Here is a 17959-nt window from a genome sequence, read left to right on the forward strand (position 1 = left end):
GGGGGATGGAAACGGGGACAGAGGATGAGACGGGTCCACCCCAGTGGGTGGGGCTGCCGGGCGGGCTGCTGACTCTGCGCAGGCTGCTGCTGGTGCTGTGGATGTCCCTCCTGACGGCGGTGACGGCCGTCGTACTGGGGCTGGCCGTCGGACCGGGCTGGGCGGCGGTCGGCGGGTTCTGGCTGGTGGTCCTGGCCTGGGGCTGGGTCATGCTCGGACGGAACTGGCGGTCCTGGCGGTACGCGGAACGCGCGGACGACCTGCTGATCAGCCGGGGCGTGATGTGGCGGGCCCAGACCGTGGTTCCGTACGGGCGGATGCAACTGGTCGAGGTGACCTCCGGCCCGCTGGAGCGCCGCTTCGGACTGGCCTCCGTACAGCTGCACACGGCCGCCGCGGCGACCGACGCCAAGATCCCCGGACTCGCGCCCGAGGAGGCGGAACGGCTGCGCGACCGGCTGACGGTGCTCGGCGAGGCAAGGTCGGCGGGGCTGTGACGCCGTCGGCGGGGGCCGGGCCGGAGGCCGGGGCAGGGGCCGAACGCGAGCCGGGGACTGAGCCCGCGACTGAGCCCGGGGCCGAGGGCGCGTCCCCGGCGGGAGCCGTATCCGCAGCCGGGTCCGCCGCAGCCGGGTCCGCCGCGTCCGAGTCCGCAACGTCCGGGACCGCCGTCTCCGGCCCCGCCCAGGAACGGCGGCTGCACTTCCTCACCCCGCTGCGCCGTGCCTGGGTGCCGATCGCCGCGACCATCGGCCTCGTGGCCCAGCAGGGCGAGAACGTCACGGAGTGGGTGACGGCAGTCTCCGTGGCCCTGCGGTTCCTGGCGCTGGTCGCGCTGGTCCTCGTCTTCGGCGTGTACGGCTTCCTCAGCTGGTGGTTCACGCACTACGCCGTCACCGACACCGAACTGCGCATCCGCAGCGGGCTCCTCTTCCGCCGCACCGCGCACATCCGCCTCGACCGGATCCAGGCGATCGACGTCACCCGCCCCCTGCTGGCCCGCCTCGCGGGCGTCGCCAAGCTGCGCCTCGACGTCATCGGCACCGACGACAAGGACGAGCTGGCCTTCCTGTCCGAGAAGGACGCCGTCGCGCTCCGTGCCGAGCTGCTTGCCCGCGCGGCCGGTTTCACCCCGGCCGAGGCCCCGCTGCTGGGCGAGGCCCCCGAGCGGGAGCTGCTGCGGGTGGCGCCGCGCGATCTGGTGATGTCGCTCGTCCTCACCCTGTCCGCCTGGGCGGCCCTCGCCGGCGGGATCCTCGGGCCGTTCGCGGTGTGGTGGTTCAGCTCCAGCCCGTGGGTGGCCCTCGCCACCCTGCTGCCGGTCCTGGGCGCGGTGTGGGCGGCCAGCGCCGGCCGGTTCCTCACCGAGTACGACTGGCGGGTCGCCGAGTCCCCGGACGGGCTCCGGCTCGACCACGGAATGCTCGACCGGGCCCACGAGACGGTGCCGCCGGGTCGCGTGCAGACGGTACGGATCGTCGAGCCGCTGCTGTGGCGCCGGCGCGGCTGGGTCCGGGTGGAGCTGGCGGTGGCCGGCTCGAAGAACGACGTCCTGGTCCCGGTGGCCACCCGGGCCGCAGCCCATGCCGTCGTCGCCCGGGTACTCCCTGACGTCGACCTCGGGTCCCTCGTCTTCGAGCCCTCGCCCCGCAACGGATCGCGCTGGGTGGTGCCGGTGTGGTGGAAGGGGTACGGCCTGGCCGTCTCCGCGGACGTGTTCGCGGCCCGGCGCGGACGCCTGTGCCGGCGTACGGAGATCGTCCCGCACGCCAAGGTGCAGAGCGTGCGCTACTCCCAGGGCCCCTGGCAGCGCGCCCACGGGGTGGCCGACGTCCACGTGGACACCGGCGCGAACGCTACGGTCACCGCCCGCCTGCGCGAGGCCGGCGAAGCCGCCGAGCTGCTCCACGCCCAGGCGGCCCGCTCCCGTACCTCCCGGGCCGCCGCCCGCCCGGACCGCTGGATGACCTGAGGGCCGGGCACGGCCCTCAGGGGAGACGGCCTAGTTCGCTCCGCCGCCCGCGCGGACCAGCCCGGTCTCGTACGCCAGGACCACGACCTGGACCCGGTCGCGCAGGCCCAGCTTGGTCAGGATGCGGCCCACGTGGGTCTTGACCGTGGCCTCCGAGAGGACCAGGCGGGCGGCGATCTCGCCGTTCGACAGGCCTTGGGCGACCAGCAGCATGACCTCGCGCTCGCGCTCCGTCAGCCGCTCGACGTCCTTGTTCCGCGGTTCCGCCGAGGTCGAGGGCAGCATCGGCGCGAACCGGTCCAGCAGCCGTCGCGTGGTGGACGGGGCGACGACCGCGTCGCCGCTGTGCACCGACCGGATCGCGGCCAGCAGCTCGCCGGGCGGGACGTCCTTGAGCATGAACCCGCTCGCCCCCGCCTTCAGACCCGAGAAGGCGTACTCGTCCAGGTCGAAGGTGGTCAGGATGATGACCTTGGGGTGCTCGTCGGGCTCACAGATGCGGCGCGTCGCCTCGACCCCGTCGAGCCGCGGCATGCGGACGTCCATCAGCACCACGTCCACCTTGGTGGCCCGCAGCACCTCCAGCGCCTCCAGGCCGTCGCCGGCCTCGGCGACCACCTCCATGTCGGGCTGTGCGGCGAGCACCATCCGAAAACCGGTGCGCAGCAGCACCTGGTCGTCGACCAGCATCACGCGGATGGAGGAGCTGGTGGGGAAGGACATGATCACCTTTTCTTCAGGGGGAGCAAGGCGCTGATCCGGAAGCCGCCGCCGGGCCGGGGGCCCGCGTCCAGGGTGCCTCCGACCATACCGATGCGTTCGCGCATGCCGATCAGCCCGTGTCCGGCGCCGTCGGCGCCGCCGTCCTTGTACAGCTCGTGGGCCGCGCCCCGGCCGTCGTCCTCGACGAGCAGGCCGAGCCCGTCGTCGAAGTAGACGAGCCGCACGCTGGCCTTCGCGCTCGGACCGCCGTGCTTGCGCGTGTTGGTCAGCGCCTCCTGCACGATCCGGTACGCCGTCAGCTCGACGCCGCTGGGCAGCGTGCGCGGCGCGCCCTCGACCTCGAAGTCCACCGTGAGCCCGGCCGCCCGTACCTGCTCGATGAGCACCTCGATCTGCTCCACGTCGGGCTGCGGAACGTAGTCCTCGGACTCCTGCGGCTCACCGGTGCGCAGGACGCCCAGCAGCCGGCGCATCTCTGCCAGCGCGAGGCGCCCGGTGCCGGAGATGGTCTGCAGGGCCTCCTTGGCCTGCTCGGGGGCCGCGTCCATCACGTAGGCGGCTCCGTCGGCCTGGACCACCATCACCGAGACGTTGTGGGCGACGACGTCGTGCAGCTCGCGGGCGATCCGGGCGCGCTCGGCGGCGACGGCCACCTGGGCCTGGGCGGCGCGCTCGTTCTCCAGGCGCTGGTTGCGTTCGACGAGCTGGTCGTAATAGGCGCGGCGGGTGCGCAGGGAGTCGCCCATCACCCAGGCCAGGGCGAAGGGGACGATCATGAACAGGGTGTAGGCGAGGCTTTCGAAACCGGTGGTCCCCTTGTCCAGGCCGAACCGCAGGAAGTAGAGCGGCGCGGACGCGAGACCCCAGCCCAGCGCGGTGCGGGACACCCAGCGCGGGGCGTCGCCGGCGGCGACGGTGAAGAGGATCACGAACATCGCCAGGTCCCAGGTGCCGGCCTCGATGCCCAGGACCAGTTGGTAGAGCCCCGCCCCCAGGACGAGCCAGAACATCTGCGGGGTCCACTTGCGGCGCAGCGCCACCGCCGCGCACAGGGCGAGGACGAGGGGTACGGCGGCCATCTTGTGGGCGGTGTCCAGGGCGGGCTCGCTCACGACGTTCATCATCGCGACCCCGAAGAGGAGGACAGCCCAGAAGCTGTCGACGCCCGTCGGGTGTCTGCGGAGGAAATCGTAGAGGCGCTGCACGTAACCCAGAGTAGGGAAAGGAGATAGGTGCTGGAGTCAACCAGAGGGGCGATCCACACAACGGTGGAGTACTACCGAAGGTGTAGGCGACCATAACCTTTCACCGATGAGCACTCAGGGTGAAGGCACGGCGCAGGCGGGTCCGGTCCGCTGGCGGACGGCGATGGAGCGGGCGCTGTACGGGCCCGACGGCTTCTACGTACGCCCCGGCGGGCCCGGCCCCGCAGGGCATTTCCGCACCTCCGTGCACGCCTCGCCGCTCTACGCGGGGGCGGTGGCCCGACTGCTCCTGTGGGTGGACGAGGCCCTCGGCCGTCCGGAGGAGCTGGACCTCGTCGACGTAGGGGCCGGCCGCGGGGAACTGCTGACCGGGGTGCTGGCCGCGCTCCCGCCGGAGACGGCCGCGCGGGTGCGGCCGTGCGGGGTGGAGCGCGCGGGGCGCCCCGTCGGGCTGGACGGGCGGATCCGGTGGGTGGGCGAGCCGCCCGGCGGGACCAGGGGGCTGCTCTTCGCCAACGAGTGGCTCGACAACGTACCGCTGGACCTCGCCGAGGACGGCCGCTACGTGGCGGTCGCGCCGGACGGTACGGAGAGCGCGGGCGGCCCCCTGGACGGGCCGGACCTGGCCTGGCTGGAGCGGTGGTGGCCCGGTGCGGGCCGTGCGGAGATCGGGCGGCCGCGTGACGAGGCGTGGTCGGCGGCCGTCGCCACGCTGGAGCAGGGGCTGGCGGTCGCGGTGGACTACGCCCACACCCGGGACTCCCGGCCGCCCTTCGGGACGCTGACCGGATTCCGCGCAGGGCGGGAGGTCGCCGCGGTGCCGGACGGCGGCTGCGACGTCACCGCGCACGTGGCGCTGGACGCGTGCGCGGGGCCGGGGGCGGTGCTGCTGACGCAGCGGGACGCACTGGCCGCCCTCGGCGTCTCGGGGGCCCGGCCCCCGCTCGCCCTGGCCTCGACGGACCCGGTGGCGTACGTCCGGGCGCTGTCCTCGGCCGGGGAGGCGGCTGAACTCACCGCGCGCGGCGGGCTGGGCGACTTCGGCTGGCTGGTCCAGCCGGTCGGCGTCCGGGAGTGGCCGGAGTAGAGGGCGGCCCCGTGTGGTGGCTGCCCTCTGCTCCGGCCGGGCCGGACTATTCCGTGGTGTCGTGGTCGTGGCCTTCGTGGAGGCCGCCTCCGGTGCCCGTGCCGGTGCTCGGCTCCGAGACGACCGGGCGGCCCAGCGGCGCCAGGTCGTACGCGTAGTGGCCCACCGCGTCGGCGATGACGTCGACGTTGATGTCGAGCGCCTTCTGGTCGATGTTCGCGAGGGTGTCGCCCTTGCCGTGGTAGTTCACGTCGTACGCGACCCCGGCCTGTCCGCCGAACTTCGCCGCCTGCTCCGGCGTCTTGATGCCCTCGGCGCCCGTGAAGGTGCCTCCCGAGGGGATGCCGACCTCGATGAACGGGCCGTAGTCCGAGCGGCCCGAGAAGTCGGTGCCCTCGCGCGGGATCTTCTTGGAGTCGAGGAAGTCGTTGATCCCCTTCTCCAGCTGCGCGGAGCCCTCCGGGCCGGGACCCGAGCCGACCTTGTCGGAGTCGTCGCCGTCGTAGACGAAGTACGCGGCGTTCGGTGAGGCGATCATGTCGAAGTTCAAGTAGAGCTTGATCTGCTTCTTCTGCGCGTCCGTCAGCCCGCCGACGTACGCCTCGGAGCCGAGCAGGCCGAACTCCTCCGCCGACCACCAGGCGAACTTGACCTTGTTCTTGACCTTCGCCTGGCTGCTCGCGAGCTGCTGCGCGACCTGGAGGATGCCGGCCGAGCCGGAGCCGTTGTCGTTGATGCCCGGGCCCGCCGCGACGGAGTCGAGGTGCGCGCCGAGGAAGACGGTGTTGTTCTCGTCGCCGCCCCGCGTCTCCGCGACGACGTTGTACGACTTGCGGTTCTCCCGGAACTCGCGGATGTCGAGGGTGACCTCGACCGGTCCCGCGGCGGCGTCGGCGGCGAGCCGCTCGCCCTCGGCCCGCGTGACGCCGCCGGTGGGGATCTTCCCGGCGTCCGCCGAGCCGATGGTGCCGTTGAGGGCGCCCTCGGTGTTGTTGTAGATGATCGCGCCGACCGCGCCGGCCGTCGCCGCGTTCTCCTGCTTGACCGCGAAGGCGCAGCCGCCGCGCTTGATCAGCGCGACCTTGCCGGTGAAGGCGCCCGCGGCGAAGTCGCCGGGCTCGCAGCCGCTCGTACCGTCGGCGTCGACCGGGGCGGCGGCGATCTGCGCCGTCACGCCGTTCGCCGGACCGCTGGCGGTGTACGTCATCAGCTTGATCGGGACGCTACGGCCCGCCGGGCCGTTGACCTTCAGGGATTCGGCGACCGTCTCGACGTACACGAAGTCGAACGCGTTCCTGGTGACCTTGTACCCGGCCGCGCGCATGACGAGCTCGACGTACAGGGCCGACTGCTCGTGGCCCTTGGAACCCGCCACACGGGTGCCCTTGTTGTAGTCGGCGATGGCCTGGAAGACCTTCAGGTGGTTGTTGGCGCCCTTGCCGGTGGAGTCCTTGACCAGCTTTCGAGCCAGTGCGTCACCCCGGGCGGCGTCGCTCTGCGGGCTGCCGGTGGCTCCGGCCGGTCCGGCGAGGAGCAGCGGGGAGACGAGGGCCGCGGCCGCCAGGGCGGCGGTGGCTGCGGCTATACGGCGTGAGGGCATGAAAGTCCTTCCACAGCTGATGGGCGTGCGCATGCCGAAGGAGCCAACGGGGGCACGGAGGCAGACGCAGGTCAGGGCGCAGGTCAGGTGCGTTGCGCTGGGTAGGGGGAGCAGTGGACGCACGTTAGGCACCAAGTGGCTTCCATGGCCAGACTTTTCACTGATTCCGGTTTGTGAAATCCGTATATCGGAGCATCTGAGTCGTCGAGAACCGGCCAGTGCCCGCCCGCGGTTCCGGGTCTCCCCGTTACCGCAGGATGCCCTCGATGAAATCGGAGCCGATCCGCGCGATCGCCGCCAGGTCCAACTGATGCTGTACGTAGCGCCCTTGCCGGTGCGTCCGGATCAGTCCGGCCCGCTTCAGCACCGCGAGGTGGCGGGACACCTCCGGGGCGGTTATCCCGTGCGCGGACGCCAACTCGCCGGTCGTGTACGGGGCGCGCGCCAGATTGCGGCACAGCCTCATCCGCAGCGGATGCGCCAGGGCCTCCATGCGCCGCTGCAGCAGCTCCACGGACCCGGGTGAGGAGGCCAGTTCGGGAGTGCCGAGCGGGTAGTGGACGACGGGGCGCCAGCCGGGGGCGTGCAGCACCAGCAGGTGGGGCCAGCCGAAGTTCGTGGGCACGAACAGCAGGCCGTCGCCTATTCGGGGATCGGTGGCCGTCGCGGAACCGTGGACCATCTTGTCCGCCGAGATGCTGGTCAGCCCCTCGTCGACGCTCAGCGCCGAGGAGACCTCCTTCAGTACGGCCGGCAGCCCCTTGCGTCGCAGCAGCTCCGTCTTGTGCCGGGCGTCCGCGCTCTGGCCGGGCTCGACCCGGCGCCAGGTCTCCGCGAAGAAGGCCTCGTCGCAGTCCTCCAGCAGTCGGCGCAGCCACACCCGGACACCGGCGGTGTCGTCGAGCACCCGTACGGCGAAGGCCAACTGCTGCGGACCGCGCGCGGAAGCCGTCCCCAGGGCCTTCGCCCGGGTGAGCGGATCCGAGAGCGGCGACGGGCCGCCGCCCTCGTTGTAGTGGGCCAGCCGGCAGTGCTCCAGGGCGGCCGCCACGAAGCGCTCGTCGTCCAGCCGGTCGAGTACGTCGAGCTCGGCGGCCAGGGTGCGGCCGGGCAGGCCGGAGCCGCCGGGAATCCCCGCGAAGGCCATGAAGAGGTCGGCGAAGGAGCTGCGCCACATGAAATCGCCCTCCAGCAGCCGGTCCGCCAGGCCTGGGTCGAGTCCGGCCGCGGTGGTGGAGGTCCAGGAGGCGAGCCCAGGGTGATGACCGGGCTGGGAGAGCGCGTGCAACGCCATGCGGAGCTCCGCCAGCGGGGACGGCGCGAAGGCGATCCGCTCCGCGGGGAGCCCGGTGATGTCGATGGTGACGCTCATCGGATCATTCTGCCGGTGCGCCTGCCGGACGGTGGACAGGGCGCGCACCCCGTCCACCCGCACGGCCCCCGGCGCGGGGCGGCCCGGGCGAACCCGGACCGACGGCCGCCGGGCCGCCCGGGCCTGGGGCTGCAACCAGGCCTGCAACCAGGCCTGCAGCCGGGCCTGCAGCCGGGCTTCGTGGCCGGCCTACAGCCGGGCCACGAAGCCCCGTACCGCCTCCGCCACGTCGGCCTCCGTCCAGGACAGGCCCGGCTGCGTGACCTCGACCTCCGTCACGGACAGGCCCGGCGGGCCGTCGGGGGACCAGCGGCGGAAGAGGACCGTGCCCGTCTCCTCCGCCAGGCGGACGCCCGCCTCGGTGAGGCGGTCCGCGTCGTAGGGGAGCCACACCTGGAACTGGTGGGTGTGCGGGACCTCCGTGTGGACCCGGAACCAGGGGACCTCGGGGGCCGCCGCGAACGCCGAGGACAGGGCGCAGGCCACCGTGCGGGCCTTGGCCACGTAGGACGGCAGCCGAGGCAGCTCCCGTTCCAGCCCGGCCAGGGCGGAGAGGGCGGCCGGGAACTGGCGGAAGATCTGGCCCCCGTACCGGTGCCGCCAGACCCTCGCCTCCGCCACGAGCGACGTGGATCCGGCGAGGGCGGCCCCGCTGAGGCCCCCGAGGGACTTGTAGAAGGAGACGTACACCGAGTCCGCCAACGCCACGATCTCCGGCAGCGACCGGCCGAAGTGGACCGTCGACTCCCACAGCCGGGCCCCGTCGAAATGGACCACCGCGTCCCGCGCCCGGGCGGTGTCCACCACGGCCTGCAGCTCCGCCCAGCTCGGGAGCAGGAAACCCGCTTCCCGCAGTGGAAGCTCCAGCATCAGCGTCCCGAACGGCTCCGCCAGGTCGGCGAGCTCGGACGCGGTCGGCTGGCGCGGTTCGCCCGTCGGGTGGACGGTCCGCAGCCCCGAGACGACGGACAGCGCGCCGCCCTCCCACACCTCCGGATGGCTCATCGGATGCAGGGCCACCACCGGGTTCCCGGTCCGTCCGGCCCAACAGCGCAGCGCGATCTGCTGGGCCATCGTCCCGGTCGGGAAGAACGCCGCGTCCTCGGTGCCGAGCAGCTCCGCGACCCGGCGCTCCAGCCGCTCCACGACGCCGTCGCCGTAGATGTCGGCCGGCTCGTCCGGGTCCGGGGCCAGGCCGCCCAGCTCCGCCAGCAACTCGCCGACCGTCGCCTCGCGCAGGCTGTGCGACAGCTTGCGCGACGCGCTCCGCCCCGCCACCACGAGCCTGCGAGCCACGGAATCGGCCCCGGCCGCCTGGGGTTCGGGGCCGGTCTCAGCGCCCAGGCCGGCGCCGACGTTCGGGCCGGTCTCGACGTCCGGGTCGGCGTCAACGTCCGGGTCGGCGTCAACGTCCGGGTCGGCGTCAACGCCCGGGCCCGTCTCGACGTCCGGGCCCGTCTCGACGTCCGGGCCCGTCTCGACGTCCGGGCCCGTCTCGACGTCCGGGCCCGTCTCGACGTCCGGGCCCGTCTCGACGTCCGGGCCCGTCTCGACGTCCGGTCCGGTCTCCGCGTTTGGGTGGGTCCGAGCCGCTGGGCCGGTCTCGATGCCGGGGCCGCCCTCCGTACCCGGTCCCGCTTCCGCACCCGGACCGGTCTGCGCTGCCCTGGCCCCGGCCCCGTCCGCCCCCGCCTCCCCGTCGGCCTCCGCCGCCCCGTCCATCCGTCCGGCCGCCGGCCGGGCGTCCCGCTCCGTGTCCTGGTTCATCCACCGATCATCGCCGACCGGCCCGCAGGCCAGGGGCTAGCATGGCGACGTATCGTCCGGTACCCCCCCGCGGACTGGAACGGAAGGCCTTCCCCGCGTGAATACAGCCCCCCAGGCGGAGCGCCCCGCCCGGCTCACCGTCGGTGTCGTCGGAGCAGGCCGGGTCGGCCCCGCGCTGGCCCGCGCCCTGCAGCAGACCGGGCACCGCCCCGTCGCCGTGTCCGGAGTCTCCGACGCCTCGCGCCGTCGCGCGGCGCGGATGCTGCCCGATGTGCCCGTCGTCTCACCCGCCCAGGTCTTCGAGGCCGCCGACCTCGTCCTGCTGACCGTCCCCGACGACGCGCTGCCCTCCCTGGTGGAGGGCCTCGCCGAGACCGGCGCGATCCGTCCCGGACAGCTCCTCGTGCACACCTCCGGGCGGTACGGGGTCTCCGTGCTGGACCCCGCCCGCCGCGCGGGCGCCCTCCCGCTGGCCCTGCACCCCGCGATGACCTTCACCGGCACCGAGGTGGACGTGCAGCGCCTCGCGGGCTGCTCCTTCGGGGTGACCGCCCCCGACGAGCTGCGGCTCGCCGCCGAGGCCCTGGTCATCGAGATGGGCGGGGAGCCCGAGTGGATCGCCGAGGTGAACCGCCCGCTCTACCACGCGGCCCTGGCCCTCGGCGCGAACCACCTGGTCACCCTGGTCGCCCAGTCGATGGAACTGCTGGCCAAGGCGGGCGTCGAACACCCGAACCGGATGCTCGGACCGCTCCTCGGCGCGGCCCTCGACAACGCCCTGCGCTCCGGCGACGCCGCCCTGACCGGCCCGGTGGCCCGCGGTGACGCCGGTACCGTCGCCGTGCACGTCGCGGAGCTGCGCAAGCACGCCCCGGCCACCGTCGCCGGGTACCTCGCGATGGCCCGTACGACCGCCGACCGGGCCCTCGCGCACGGTCTGCTCAAGCCCGAGCTGGCCGAAGACCTCCTCGGCGTACTCGCCGACGGCGCCGACGGCCCGGGCGGCCCGGCCGGCACCGGCCCCGCGGGATCCGGGGGCGGTGACCAGTGATCCTCCTCGACACCGCCCGCGAGCTCCACGACCTCGCCCGCACCGGTTCCGGCGACGCCCCCGCCCGCCGCGCCGTCGTCATGACCATGGGCGCCCTCCACGAGGGCCACGCCACGCTGGTCCGCACCGCACGCGCGCAGGTCGGCCCCGCCGGCCAGGTCGTGGTCACGGTCTTCGTCAACCCCCTCCAGTTCGGGGCGAACGAGGACCTCGACCGCTACCCCCGCACCCTCGACGCCGACCTGCTCATCGCCGAGGAGGCCGGCGCCGACGCCGTGTTCGCCCCCGCCGCCGACGAGGTGTACCCCGGCGGCGACCCCCAGGTGCGGATCACCGCCGGCCCGATGGGCGGCCGCCTCGAAGGCGCCACCCGCCCCGGCCACTTCGACGGCATGCTGACCGTCGTCGCCAAGCTGCTCCACCTCACCCGTCCCGACCTGGCCTTCTTCGGCCAGAAGGACGCGCAGCAACTGGCTTTGATCCGGCGGATGGTGACCGACCTGAACTTCCCCGTGGAGGTGGTCGGCGTACCGACCGTCCGCGAGGGCGACGGGCTCGCGCTGTCCTCCCGCAACCGCTACCTCTCCGCAAAGGAGCGCGGCGTCGCCCTCGCCCTCTCCCGCGCCCTGTTCGCCGGCCGCGACCGGCTCGCCGCGCAGGCCGCGCTGCGCGCCCGCGCAGAGGCGCTGGCGCCCCCGGCCGGAGACGAGCGGGCCACCGGCCTGGCCCGGCTCGGCGAGATCCGCGCCTCCGCCGACGCGCATGCCGTCGCGGCGGCGGGCACCGGGCTGCCGGAGGCCGTACGGGCCGCCGCGCGGCACGTCCTGGAGGAGGCGGGCCGGCACGATCCGCCCCTCGTACTGGACTACCTGGCACTGGTGGACCCGCAGGACTTCACCGAGGCCGGCCACGGCTTCACCGGTCAGGCCGTGCTGGCCGTCGCCGCGAAGGTGGGCGCGACCCGGCTGATCGACAACATCCCATTGGAGTTCGGAGCACACGCGTGAGCACCCCAGGCAGAGTCCCCGCAACAGCGGGCACCAGCACCGGCATACGGCTCCACGCCCCGGCACCCGGCTGGTCCGTCGACGCCGATGTCGTGGTCGTCGGATCCGGAGTCGCCGGACTGACCGCCGCACTGCGCTGCGCGGCCGAGGGCCGCCGTACCGTCGTGGTCACCAAGGCCCGGCTCGACGACGGCTCCACCCGCTGGGCCCAGGGCGGCATCGCCGCCGCACTCGGCGACGGGGACAGCCCCGAGCAGCACCTCGAAGACACCCTCGTCGCGGGCGCCGGCCTGTGCGACGAGACCGCCGTCCGGCTCCTGGTCACCGAGGGCCCCGACGCCGTACGCCGCCTCATCGCGACCGGCGCCGTCTTCGACACCTCCGCCGAGACCGGCGAGATCGAGCTGACCCGTGAGGGCGGCCACCACCGCCGCCGCATCGCGCACGCCGGCGGGGACGCCACCGGCGCCGAGATCTCCCGGGCACTCGTCGAGGCCGTCCAGGCGGCCGGCATCGAGACCGTCGAGAACGCCCTGGTCCTGGACCTGCTCCTGGACGCGCGCGGCCGTACCGCCGGCGTCACCCTGCACGTCATGGGCGAGGGCCAGCACGACGGGGTCGGCGCCGTCCACGCGCCCGCCGTGATCCTCGCGACCGGCGGCATGGGCCAGGTCTTCTCCGCGACCACCAACCCGTCCGTCTCCACCGGCGACGGGGTGGCCCTCGCGCTGCGCGCCGGAGCCGAGGTCTCCGACCTCGAGTTCGTCCAGTTCCACCCCACCGTGCTCTTCCTCGGCGCCGACGCCGAGGGCCAGCAGCCCCTGGTGTCGGAGGCCGTCCGCGGCGAGGGCGCGTACCTCGTCGACGCCGACGGGGTCCGCTTCATGCTCGGACAGCACGAGCTCGCCGAGCTGGCCCCCCGCGACATCGTCGCCAAGGGCATCATGCGGCGCATGCAGGAGCAGGGCACCCAGCACATGTACCTGGACGCCCGGCACTTCGGCGCCGAGATGTGGGAGCAGCGCTTCCCGAACATCCTCGTGGCCTGCCGCTCGCACGGCATCGACCCGGTCACCGAGCCCATCCCGGTCGCCCCGGCCGCGCACTACGCCTCCGGCGGCGTACGGACCGACCTGCACGGCCGCACCACCGTCCCCGGCCTGTACGCCTGCGGGGAGGTCGCCTGCACCGGCGTGCACGGCGCGAACCGCCTCGCCTCCAACTCCCTGCTGGAGGGCCTGGTCTTCGCCGAGCGCATCGCCGACGACATCATCGGGAACCCGCCCACGGGCACCGGCCCGGGCATCCCGGTCCCGGCCACCGGCCCCCTCCAGCCCGCCGAGGCGCGCTACGAGATCCAGCGGATCATGACCGACGGCGCGGGCGTGCTCCGCTCCGCCGAGTCGCTGCGCCGGGCCGCCGACGCGCTCGAAGCCCTGTACGCGACGGCGCTGACGGAGCTGGAGACCCGCGGCAAGACGGCCGTCCCCGGCACCGAGACCTGGGAGGCCACCAACCTGCTGTGCGTGGCCCGGGTGCTGGTCGCCGCCGCCCAGCGGCGCGCGGAGACCCGCGGCTGCCACTGGCGCGAGGACCACCCGGACCGGGACGACACCGACTGGCGGCGCCACCTCGTCGTACGCCTCTCGGAGACCGAGCGGCGGGCCCTGGTCCTCGTCCCCACGGATTCGGCGGACTTCCCGTCCGTACGGATCCCCTTGAGCAGCGACAGCACCGACAGCAGCGACACCGACAGCACCCGCAGCACCGACAGCCTGGAGCGGTAACCGTGAGCACGCACGAGCAGGACCCCCACCAGCACGACCAGCACGAGCACGAGGAGCTCCCCCTCCTCGACCAGAGCGAAGGCGGCGGCTGCGGAGACGGCTGCGCCTGTGGCGAGGGCGAGGAGACCGGCCTGGACCCGGCGCTCGCCCAGCTGCTCGAGGACGCGGGTCTGGACCCCATCGAGGTCGAGGACATCGCGCACATGGCGATCTCCGAGGACCTCGACGGCGGGGTCGACGTCACCACCGTCGCCACCGTCCCCGAGGACGCCGTCGCCACGGCCGACTTCACCGCGCGCGAGGCGGGCACGGTCGCCGGCCTGCGCGTCGCCGAGGCCGTCCTGTCCGTCGTCTGCACCGACACGTTCGAGGTCGAGCGGCACGTCGAGGACGGCGACAAGGTCGAGGCCGGCCAGGTGCTGCTGTCCGTACGGGCCCGCACCCGGGACCTGCTCACCGGTGAGCGCAGCGCGCTGAACCTGCTCTGCCTGATGTCGGGCATCGCCACGGCCACCCGCGCCTGGGCCGACGAGCTCGAGGGCACCAAGGCCAAGGTCCGCGACACCCGCAAGACCACCCCCGGCCTGCGCTGTCTGGAGAAGTACGCGGTCCGCTGCGGCGGCGGCGTCAACCACCGGATGTCGCTCTCCGACGCCGCGCTGGTCAAGGACAACCACGTGATCGCGGCGGGCGGGGTCCGCGAGGCCTTCAAGGCCGTGCGCGAGCAGTTCCCCGACCTCCCCATCGAGGTGGAGGTGGACACCCTCCAGCAGGTTCGCGAGGCCCTGGACGCGGGCGCGGACCTGATCCTGCTGGACAACTTCACGCCCATCGAGACCGCGGAGGCGGTCGCGCTGGTCCGCGGTCGCGCCGCTCTGGAGTCCTCGGGCCGCCTCACCATGCACAACGCCCGCGCCTACGCGGAGACGGGCGTCGACTACCTCGCCGTCGGCGGCCTCACCCACTCCTCCCCGATCCTGGACATCGGCCTCGATCTGCGCGAGGCGGTGTAACCGGTGCTCCTCACCATCGACGTGGGCAACTCCCATACGGTCCTTGGCCTGTTCGACGGTGACGAGATCGTCGAGCACTGGCGCGTCTCGACCGACCCGCGCCGCACCGCCGACGAGATGGCCGTGCTGATGCAGGGCCTGATGGGCATGCACCCGATGCTCGGCAACGAGCTGGGCGACGGCATCCACGGCATCTCGATCTGCTCGACGGTGCCGGCGGTCCTGCACGAGCTGCGCGAGGTGACCCGGCGGTACTACGGGGACGTTCCGGCGGTGATCGTGGAGCCCGGCACCAAGACGGGCGTACCGATCCTGATGGACAACCCGAAGGAGGTCGGCGCGGACCGCATCGTCAACGCGGTCGCGGCCGTCGAGCTCTACGGCGGCCCCGCGATCGTCGTCGACTTCGGTACGGCGACCACCTTCGACGCGGTCTCCGCCAAGGGCGAGTACGTCGGCGGGGTGATCTCCCCGGGCATCGAGATCTCCATGGAGGCCCTCGGCGTACGGGGCGCCCAGCTCCGCAAGATCGAGCTGGCCCGCCCGCGCAACGTCATCGGCAAGTCCACGGTCGAGGCGATGCAGTCGGGCGTGGTCTACGGATTCGCGGGCCAGGTCGACGGGATCGTGGGCCGCATGGCCAAGGAGCTGGCCGGCCCGAACGGCGCCCCGGACGACGTCCGCGTCATCGCCACGGGCGGTCTGGCACCGATCGTCCTCGGGGAGGCCGAGGTCATCGACGACCACGAGCCCTGGCTCACCCTGATCGGCCTGCGGCTGGTCTACGAGCGCAACGCGCCCTCCTTCGGCTGACCGGGCCGGGCGCCGCCGGGCGCCCGCCCGCCGAGCGCGCCGGCGGCCCCCGTCCTCCCCTCCGGAGGCCGGGGGCGCTTTCCGTACCCCCGGCCACGCCCGGGCGGCCGTCTTTAGCGCGTCCTGCCACCCGCTGTGGGAATTTCCCCGGAAATGGCCGGAGCGCGGCCACGGCGGGGATACCGTCGCCCCACGAGATGTACCGAGAGCCCGTCCACGGCGCCGCAAGCGCCTGTGACCGGAGGAGACGACATGACCGCTCGGCCCGCCTGGCAGAAGTCCTCGTTCTGTAGCGAGGGGGACAACTGCGTCTACGTCAGCGCCGCCCCCGGCACCCTGGTCCGCGTCGCCGACCGCGCCGACCCGGCCCACCTCGTCCTCGCCACCACCCAGGCCGCCTGGGCCGATTTCCTGCACGTGGTCAAGCAGTCGGACTGAGGACGTTCCCCGGTCCCGTCCCGGGTCCGTCCCTGTCCTGCCCCGGAAATTTCCAGGGACTTTCCCGCGGTGACACGCGCCGTGAACGTGTTGGCTCAAGGGATTTTGTCCGATTAGCGCGTATCTTCGGCCCATGCCCACGCCCTACGGATCCCGCGGCGGCATGGCGTTCGGCGCCGATGAGCTTCACGTGCTCAGGCGCTCGCTCGCTCACGCCCTTCAGTCCTCGAACGCCCCCCTGACGGCCGTCGAGGTCCAGGACTGCCTGCGCCTCGCGGCGTCGGTGGACGACGCGGTCCAGGAGGCGGGGCGGCTCAGAGCGTTCCTCCTCGCCGACCTGGCCCGGTACAGAGCCGCCCTGCCCGGCAGTCTCTCCGGCTACCTGGAGCTGCTGCAGGACGCCCTCGCCGCCGGCTACGAGCCGGTGCCGGACGACCTCGCGGCCCTACGGGCGCTGCGCGCCAACCCGGTCGCCGCCGCGCTGCTGGAGCGGGCCCAGACCATCGCGGAACGCTCCGTACGCCGCAGGCTGTCCATGACGCCCGCACCGCGCACCCGGCTGCTGACCCTCGCGGGCGGCACCGAGGCCGGCGGCGCCGAGAAGGAGAACGACCCCGCGCGGCCCAAGCCCCAATCGCGGCCCGACGACCGGCCCGGGCGCCCCGTCCCGACGCCCGGAGAAGTCTTCCCGCCGCGCCGCAAGCCCACACCGCCCCCGGAGGCCGGGCGCGCGGCCGGCTAGCTAGGCTGTGGGGCATGGACTACGTTTCCGCGCTCGTGCCCCCCTTCGTGATGGCCGTGTTCTTCATCGCGCTCATCGTGGTGATCGTGAAGAGCCAGGGCGGTGCCAACAAGGCCAAGGAGGACGCGGCCGTCGACGCCGTGCTCGCCCGCGCCGAGGCCGCCCAGCAGTCCCACCCCCAGAAGTAGCCCCCTCGACGGGGGACGGGCGTACGGCTCCCCAGCCGTACGCCCTCTCACTTCGTTGCGGGGACCCCCGGATTTTGTTGCGCCTTGCCGCTCGGATAGCCGCGCAATACCCCACAACCCGCACTATCGTGCTGCTGTGCCTCGCCCCTTGGGAGAACTCGAAGACGCAGTCATGACGCGGGTGTGGCAGTGGAACCGCCCGGTCACCGTTCGCGAAGTCCTGGAAGACCTGCAGCAGGAACGGTCCATCGCGTACACCACGGTCATGACCGTTATGGACAATCTTCATCAGAAGGGCTGGGTCCGCCGCGAGGCGGAAGGCCGCGCCTATCGATATACGGCGGTCTCCACCCGGGCCGCTTACTCGGCCGCACTGATGAACGCGGCCTGGTCGACGAGCGACAACCCCGCCGCCGCCCTCGTGGCCTTCTTCGGCATGATGTCGGCGGAACAGCGCGAGGCGCTCAGGGACGCCGTACGCATCGTGCAGCCGGCCGTGCCCGAGGAGCCCCCGGAGTCGGCCGACTCCCCGGTCGCGGCGCCCGACAGCGAACGCGACTCCGGAGAGCCGAGTACCGAGCCGAGGCGATAACGTCCGGGCATGGGTGAGTTTTCCGCTGCACATGCAAAAACAGTGACGATCCGCCGAGCGCGCACCGGTGATGTTCCCGCACTGCGCCGCCTGCTCGACCAGTATGTGCAGCAGCGGATCCTGCTGGACAAAGCGCCGGTCGTCCTTTATGAGGACATCCAGGAGTTCTGGGTCGCCGAACAGGACACGGACGGCCAGGTGGTCGGCTGCGGTGCGCTCCACGTGATGTGGGAAGACCTGGCCGAAGTCCGCACTCTCGCGGTCGACCGCGACTTGAAGGGCGTGGGAGTCGGTCATCTGGTGCTCGACAAGTTGCTGGAGACCGCCCGGAGGGTGGGTGTCAGCCGGGTTTTCTGCCTGACCTTCGAAGTGGACTTCTTCGCGAAGCACGGCTTCGTCGAGATCGGCGAGACCCCGGTCGAGACCGATGTGTACATGGAGCTGCTGCGTTCCTTTGACGAGGGTGTCGCCGAGTTCCTCGGTCTCGAACGAGTGAAGCCGAACACCTTGGGCAACAGCCGGATGCTTCTGCACCTCTGATCGATCACCGCGGGATTTCCCGGGAGCCCACGACTCCGGGGCCTATGTCCGAATCGCGCATG

The 17959-nt window shown here is 72.9% G+C and carries 18 protein-coding genes; 13 read left to right on the forward strand and 5 right to left on the reverse strand.

Annotated elements, in window-relative coordinates; genetic code table 11:
- Window positions 1-5: 5 nt before the first annotated feature.
- Window positions 6-497 (forward strand): PH domain-containing protein, encoded by a 492-nt coding sequence (locus OTB20_RS12985; RefSeq protein ID WP_267817303.1) that lies wholly within the window; start codon window positions 6-8, stop codon window positions 495-497.
- Window positions 494-1972: a PH domain-containing protein gene (locus tag OTB20_RS12990; RefSeq protein ID WP_420716380.1), complete on the forward strand. Its 1479-nt coding sequence runs from the start codon at window positions 494-496 to the stop codon at window positions 1970-1972. The genes OTB20_RS12985 and OTB20_RS12990 overlap by 4 nt, the downstream gene beginning before the upstream one ends.
- 30 nt (window positions 1973-2002) lie before the next feature.
- Here the strand turns inward: OTB20_RS12990 and OTB20_RS12995 are convergent, their stop codons facing one another.
- Window positions 2003-2695 (reverse strand): response regulator, encoded by a 693-nt coding sequence (locus OTB20_RS12995; RefSeq protein WP_267755405.1) that lies wholly within the window; start codon window positions 2693-2695, stop codon window positions 2003-2005.
- Between the two features lie 2 nt (window positions 2696-2697).
- The gene (locus OTB20_RS13000; protein ID WP_267817305.1) at window positions 2698-3900 is read right to left on the reverse strand and encodes a sensor histidine kinase; all 1203 of its coding nucleotides are present in this window, start codon (window positions 3898-3900) and stop codon (window positions 2698-2700) included.
- A 106-nt stretch (window positions 3901-4006) separates the two neighbouring features.
- Here OTB20_RS13000 and OTB20_RS13005 point away from each other — a divergent pair, with 106 nt between their 5' ends.
- Window positions 4007-4987 (forward strand): SAM-dependent methyltransferase, encoded by a 981-nt coding sequence (locus tag OTB20_RS13005; RefSeq protein WP_267817306.1) that lies wholly within the window; start codon window positions 4007-4009, stop codon window positions 4985-4987.
- A gap of 46 nt (window positions 4988-5033) precedes the next feature.
- Here OTB20_RS13005 and OTB20_RS13010 read toward each other — a convergent pair whose 3' ends face one another.
- The 3 genes from OTB20_RS13010 to OTB20_RS13020 all read right to left on the reverse strand — a co-directional run bounded on the left by OTB20_RS13010 (window position 5034) and on the right by OTB20_RS13020 (window position 9303).
- Window positions 5034-6587 (reverse strand): M28 family metallopeptidase, encoded by a 1554-nt coding sequence (locus tag OTB20_RS13010; RefSeq protein WP_267817308.1) that lies wholly within the window; start codon window positions 6585-6587, stop codon window positions 5034-5036.
- 247 nt (window positions 6588-6834) lie between these two features.
- On the reverse strand, window positions 6835-7959 hold the full coding sequence (locus OTB20_RS13015; protein WP_267817309.1) for a DUF5937 family protein: 1125 nt from the start codon (window positions 7957-7959) through the stop codon (window positions 6835-6837).
- A gap of 189 nt (window positions 7960-8148) precedes the next feature.
- Window positions 8149-9303, reverse strand: coding sequence for a threonine aldolase family protein (locus OTB20_RS13020; protein WP_420716383.1), 1155 nt, complete (start codon window positions 9301-9303; stop codon window positions 8149-8151).
- Window positions 9304-9823: 520 nt separating this feature from the next.
- On the opposite strand from OTB20_RS13020, the gene OTB20_RS13025 reads away from it, so the two are divergent.
- The 10 genes from OTB20_RS13025 (at window position 9824) to OTB20_RS13070 (ending at window position 17897) form a co-directional block, all read left to right on the forward strand.
- On the forward strand, window positions 9824-10777 hold the full coding sequence (locus OTB20_RS13025) for a Rossmann-like and DUF2520 domain-containing protein (protein WP_267817311.1): 954 nt from the start codon (window positions 9824-9826) through the stop codon (window positions 10775-10777).
- Entirely contained in the window at window positions 10774-11784 is a 1011-nt protein-coding gene (gene panC, locus OTB20_RS13030) for a pantoate--beta-alanine ligase (protein ID WP_267817313.1), read from the forward strand. Before OTB20_RS13025 ends, panC begins: the two co-directional genes overlap by 4 nt.
- Window positions 11781-13571 (forward strand): L-aspartate oxidase, encoded by a 1791-nt coding sequence (locus tag OTB20_RS13035; protein ID WP_267817314.1) that lies wholly within the window; start codon window positions 11781-11783, stop codon window positions 13569-13571. The genes panC and OTB20_RS13035 overlap by 4 nt, the downstream gene beginning before the upstream one ends.
- A 2-nt stretch (window positions 13572-13573) precedes the next feature.
- Window positions 13574-14584 (forward strand): carboxylating nicotinate-nucleotide diphosphorylase, encoded by a 1011-nt coding sequence (gene nadC / locus OTB20_RS13040; protein WP_267817315.1) that lies wholly within the window; start codon window positions 13574-13576, stop codon window positions 14582-14584.
- A 3-nt stretch (window positions 14585-14587) separates the two neighbouring features.
- A complete protein-coding gene (locus OTB20_RS13045) occupies window positions 14588-15397 on the forward strand; it encodes a type III pantothenate kinase (protein ID WP_267817317.1) in 810 nt (269 codons plus the stop codon).
- A 252-nt stretch (window positions 15398-15649) separates the two neighbouring features.
- Entirely contained in the window at window positions 15650-15835 is a 186-nt protein-coding gene (locus tag OTB20_RS13050) for a DUF397 domain-containing protein (protein WP_267817318.1), read from the forward strand.
- A gap of 163 nt (window positions 15836-15998) precedes the next feature.
- Entirely contained in the window at window positions 15999-16577 is a 579-nt protein-coding gene (locus tag OTB20_RS13055) for a hypothetical protein (RefSeq protein WP_267817354.1), read from the forward strand.
- Window positions 16578-16591: 14 nt separating this feature from the next.
- The gene (locus OTB20_RS13060) at window positions 16592-16765 is read left to right on the forward strand and encodes a hypothetical protein (RefSeq protein ID WP_267755388.1); all 174 of its coding nucleotides are present in this window, start codon (window positions 16592-16594) and stop codon (window positions 16763-16765) included.
- Window positions 16766-16901: 136 nt separating this feature from the next.
- Window positions 16902-17357, forward strand: coding sequence for a BlaI/MecI/CopY family transcriptional regulator (locus OTB20_RS13065; RefSeq protein WP_267817319.1), 456 nt, complete (start codon window positions 16902-16904; stop codon window positions 17355-17357).
- Between the two features lie 9 nt (window positions 17358-17366).
- A complete protein-coding gene (locus OTB20_RS13070; protein WP_267817320.1) occupies window positions 17367-17897 on the forward strand; it encodes an amino-acid N-acetyltransferase in 531 nt (176 codons plus the stop codon).
- Window positions 17898-17959: the final 62 nt, after the last annotated feature.

The sequence above is a fragment of the Streptomyces sp. H27-H1 genome (assembly GCF_026627445.1).
Taxonomy (GTDB): domain Bacteria; phylum Actinomycetota; class Actinomycetes; order Streptomycetales; family Streptomycetaceae; genus Streptomyces.

Bases quoted from the DNA above. Each gene is read 5' to 3' on its own strand.
- OTB20_RS13050 (WP_267817318.1), top strand. From the start codon at position 15,650: ATGACCGCTCGGCCCGCCTGGCAGAAGTCCTCGTTCTGTAGCGAGGGG.
- OTB20_RS13070 (WP_267817320.1), top strand. From the start codon at position 17,367: ATGGGTGAGTTTTCCGCTGCACATGCAAAAACAGTGACGATCCGCCGA.
- OTB20_RS12985 (WP_267817303.1), top strand. From the start codon at position 6: ATGGAAACGGGGACAGAGGATGAGACGGGTCCACCCCAGTGGGTGGGG.
- OTB20_RS12995 (WP_267755405.1), bottom strand. From the start codon at position 2,695: ATGTCCTTCCCCACCAGCTCCTCCATCCGCGTGATGCTGGTCGACGAC.
- OTB20_RS13060 (WP_267755388.1), top strand. From the start codon at position 16,592: ATGGACTACGTTTCCGCGCTCGTGCCCCCCTTCGTGATGGCCGTGTTC.
- OTB20_RS13015 (WP_267817309.1), bottom strand. From the start codon at position 7,959: ATGAGCGTCACCATCGACATCACCGGGCTCCCCGCGGAGCGGATCGCC.
- OTB20_RS13005 (WP_267817306.1), top strand. From the start codon at position 4,007: ATGAGCACTCAGGGTGAAGGCACGGCGCAGGCGGGTCCGGTCCGCTGG.
- OTB20_RS13055 (WP_267817354.1), top strand. From the start codon at position 15,999: ATGGCGTTCGGCGCCGATGAGCTTCACGTGCTCAGGCGCTCGCTCGCT.
- OTB20_RS13010 (WP_267817308.1), bottom strand. From the start codon at position 6,587: ATGCCCTCACGCCGTATAGCCGCAGCCACCGCCGCCCTGGCGGCCGCG.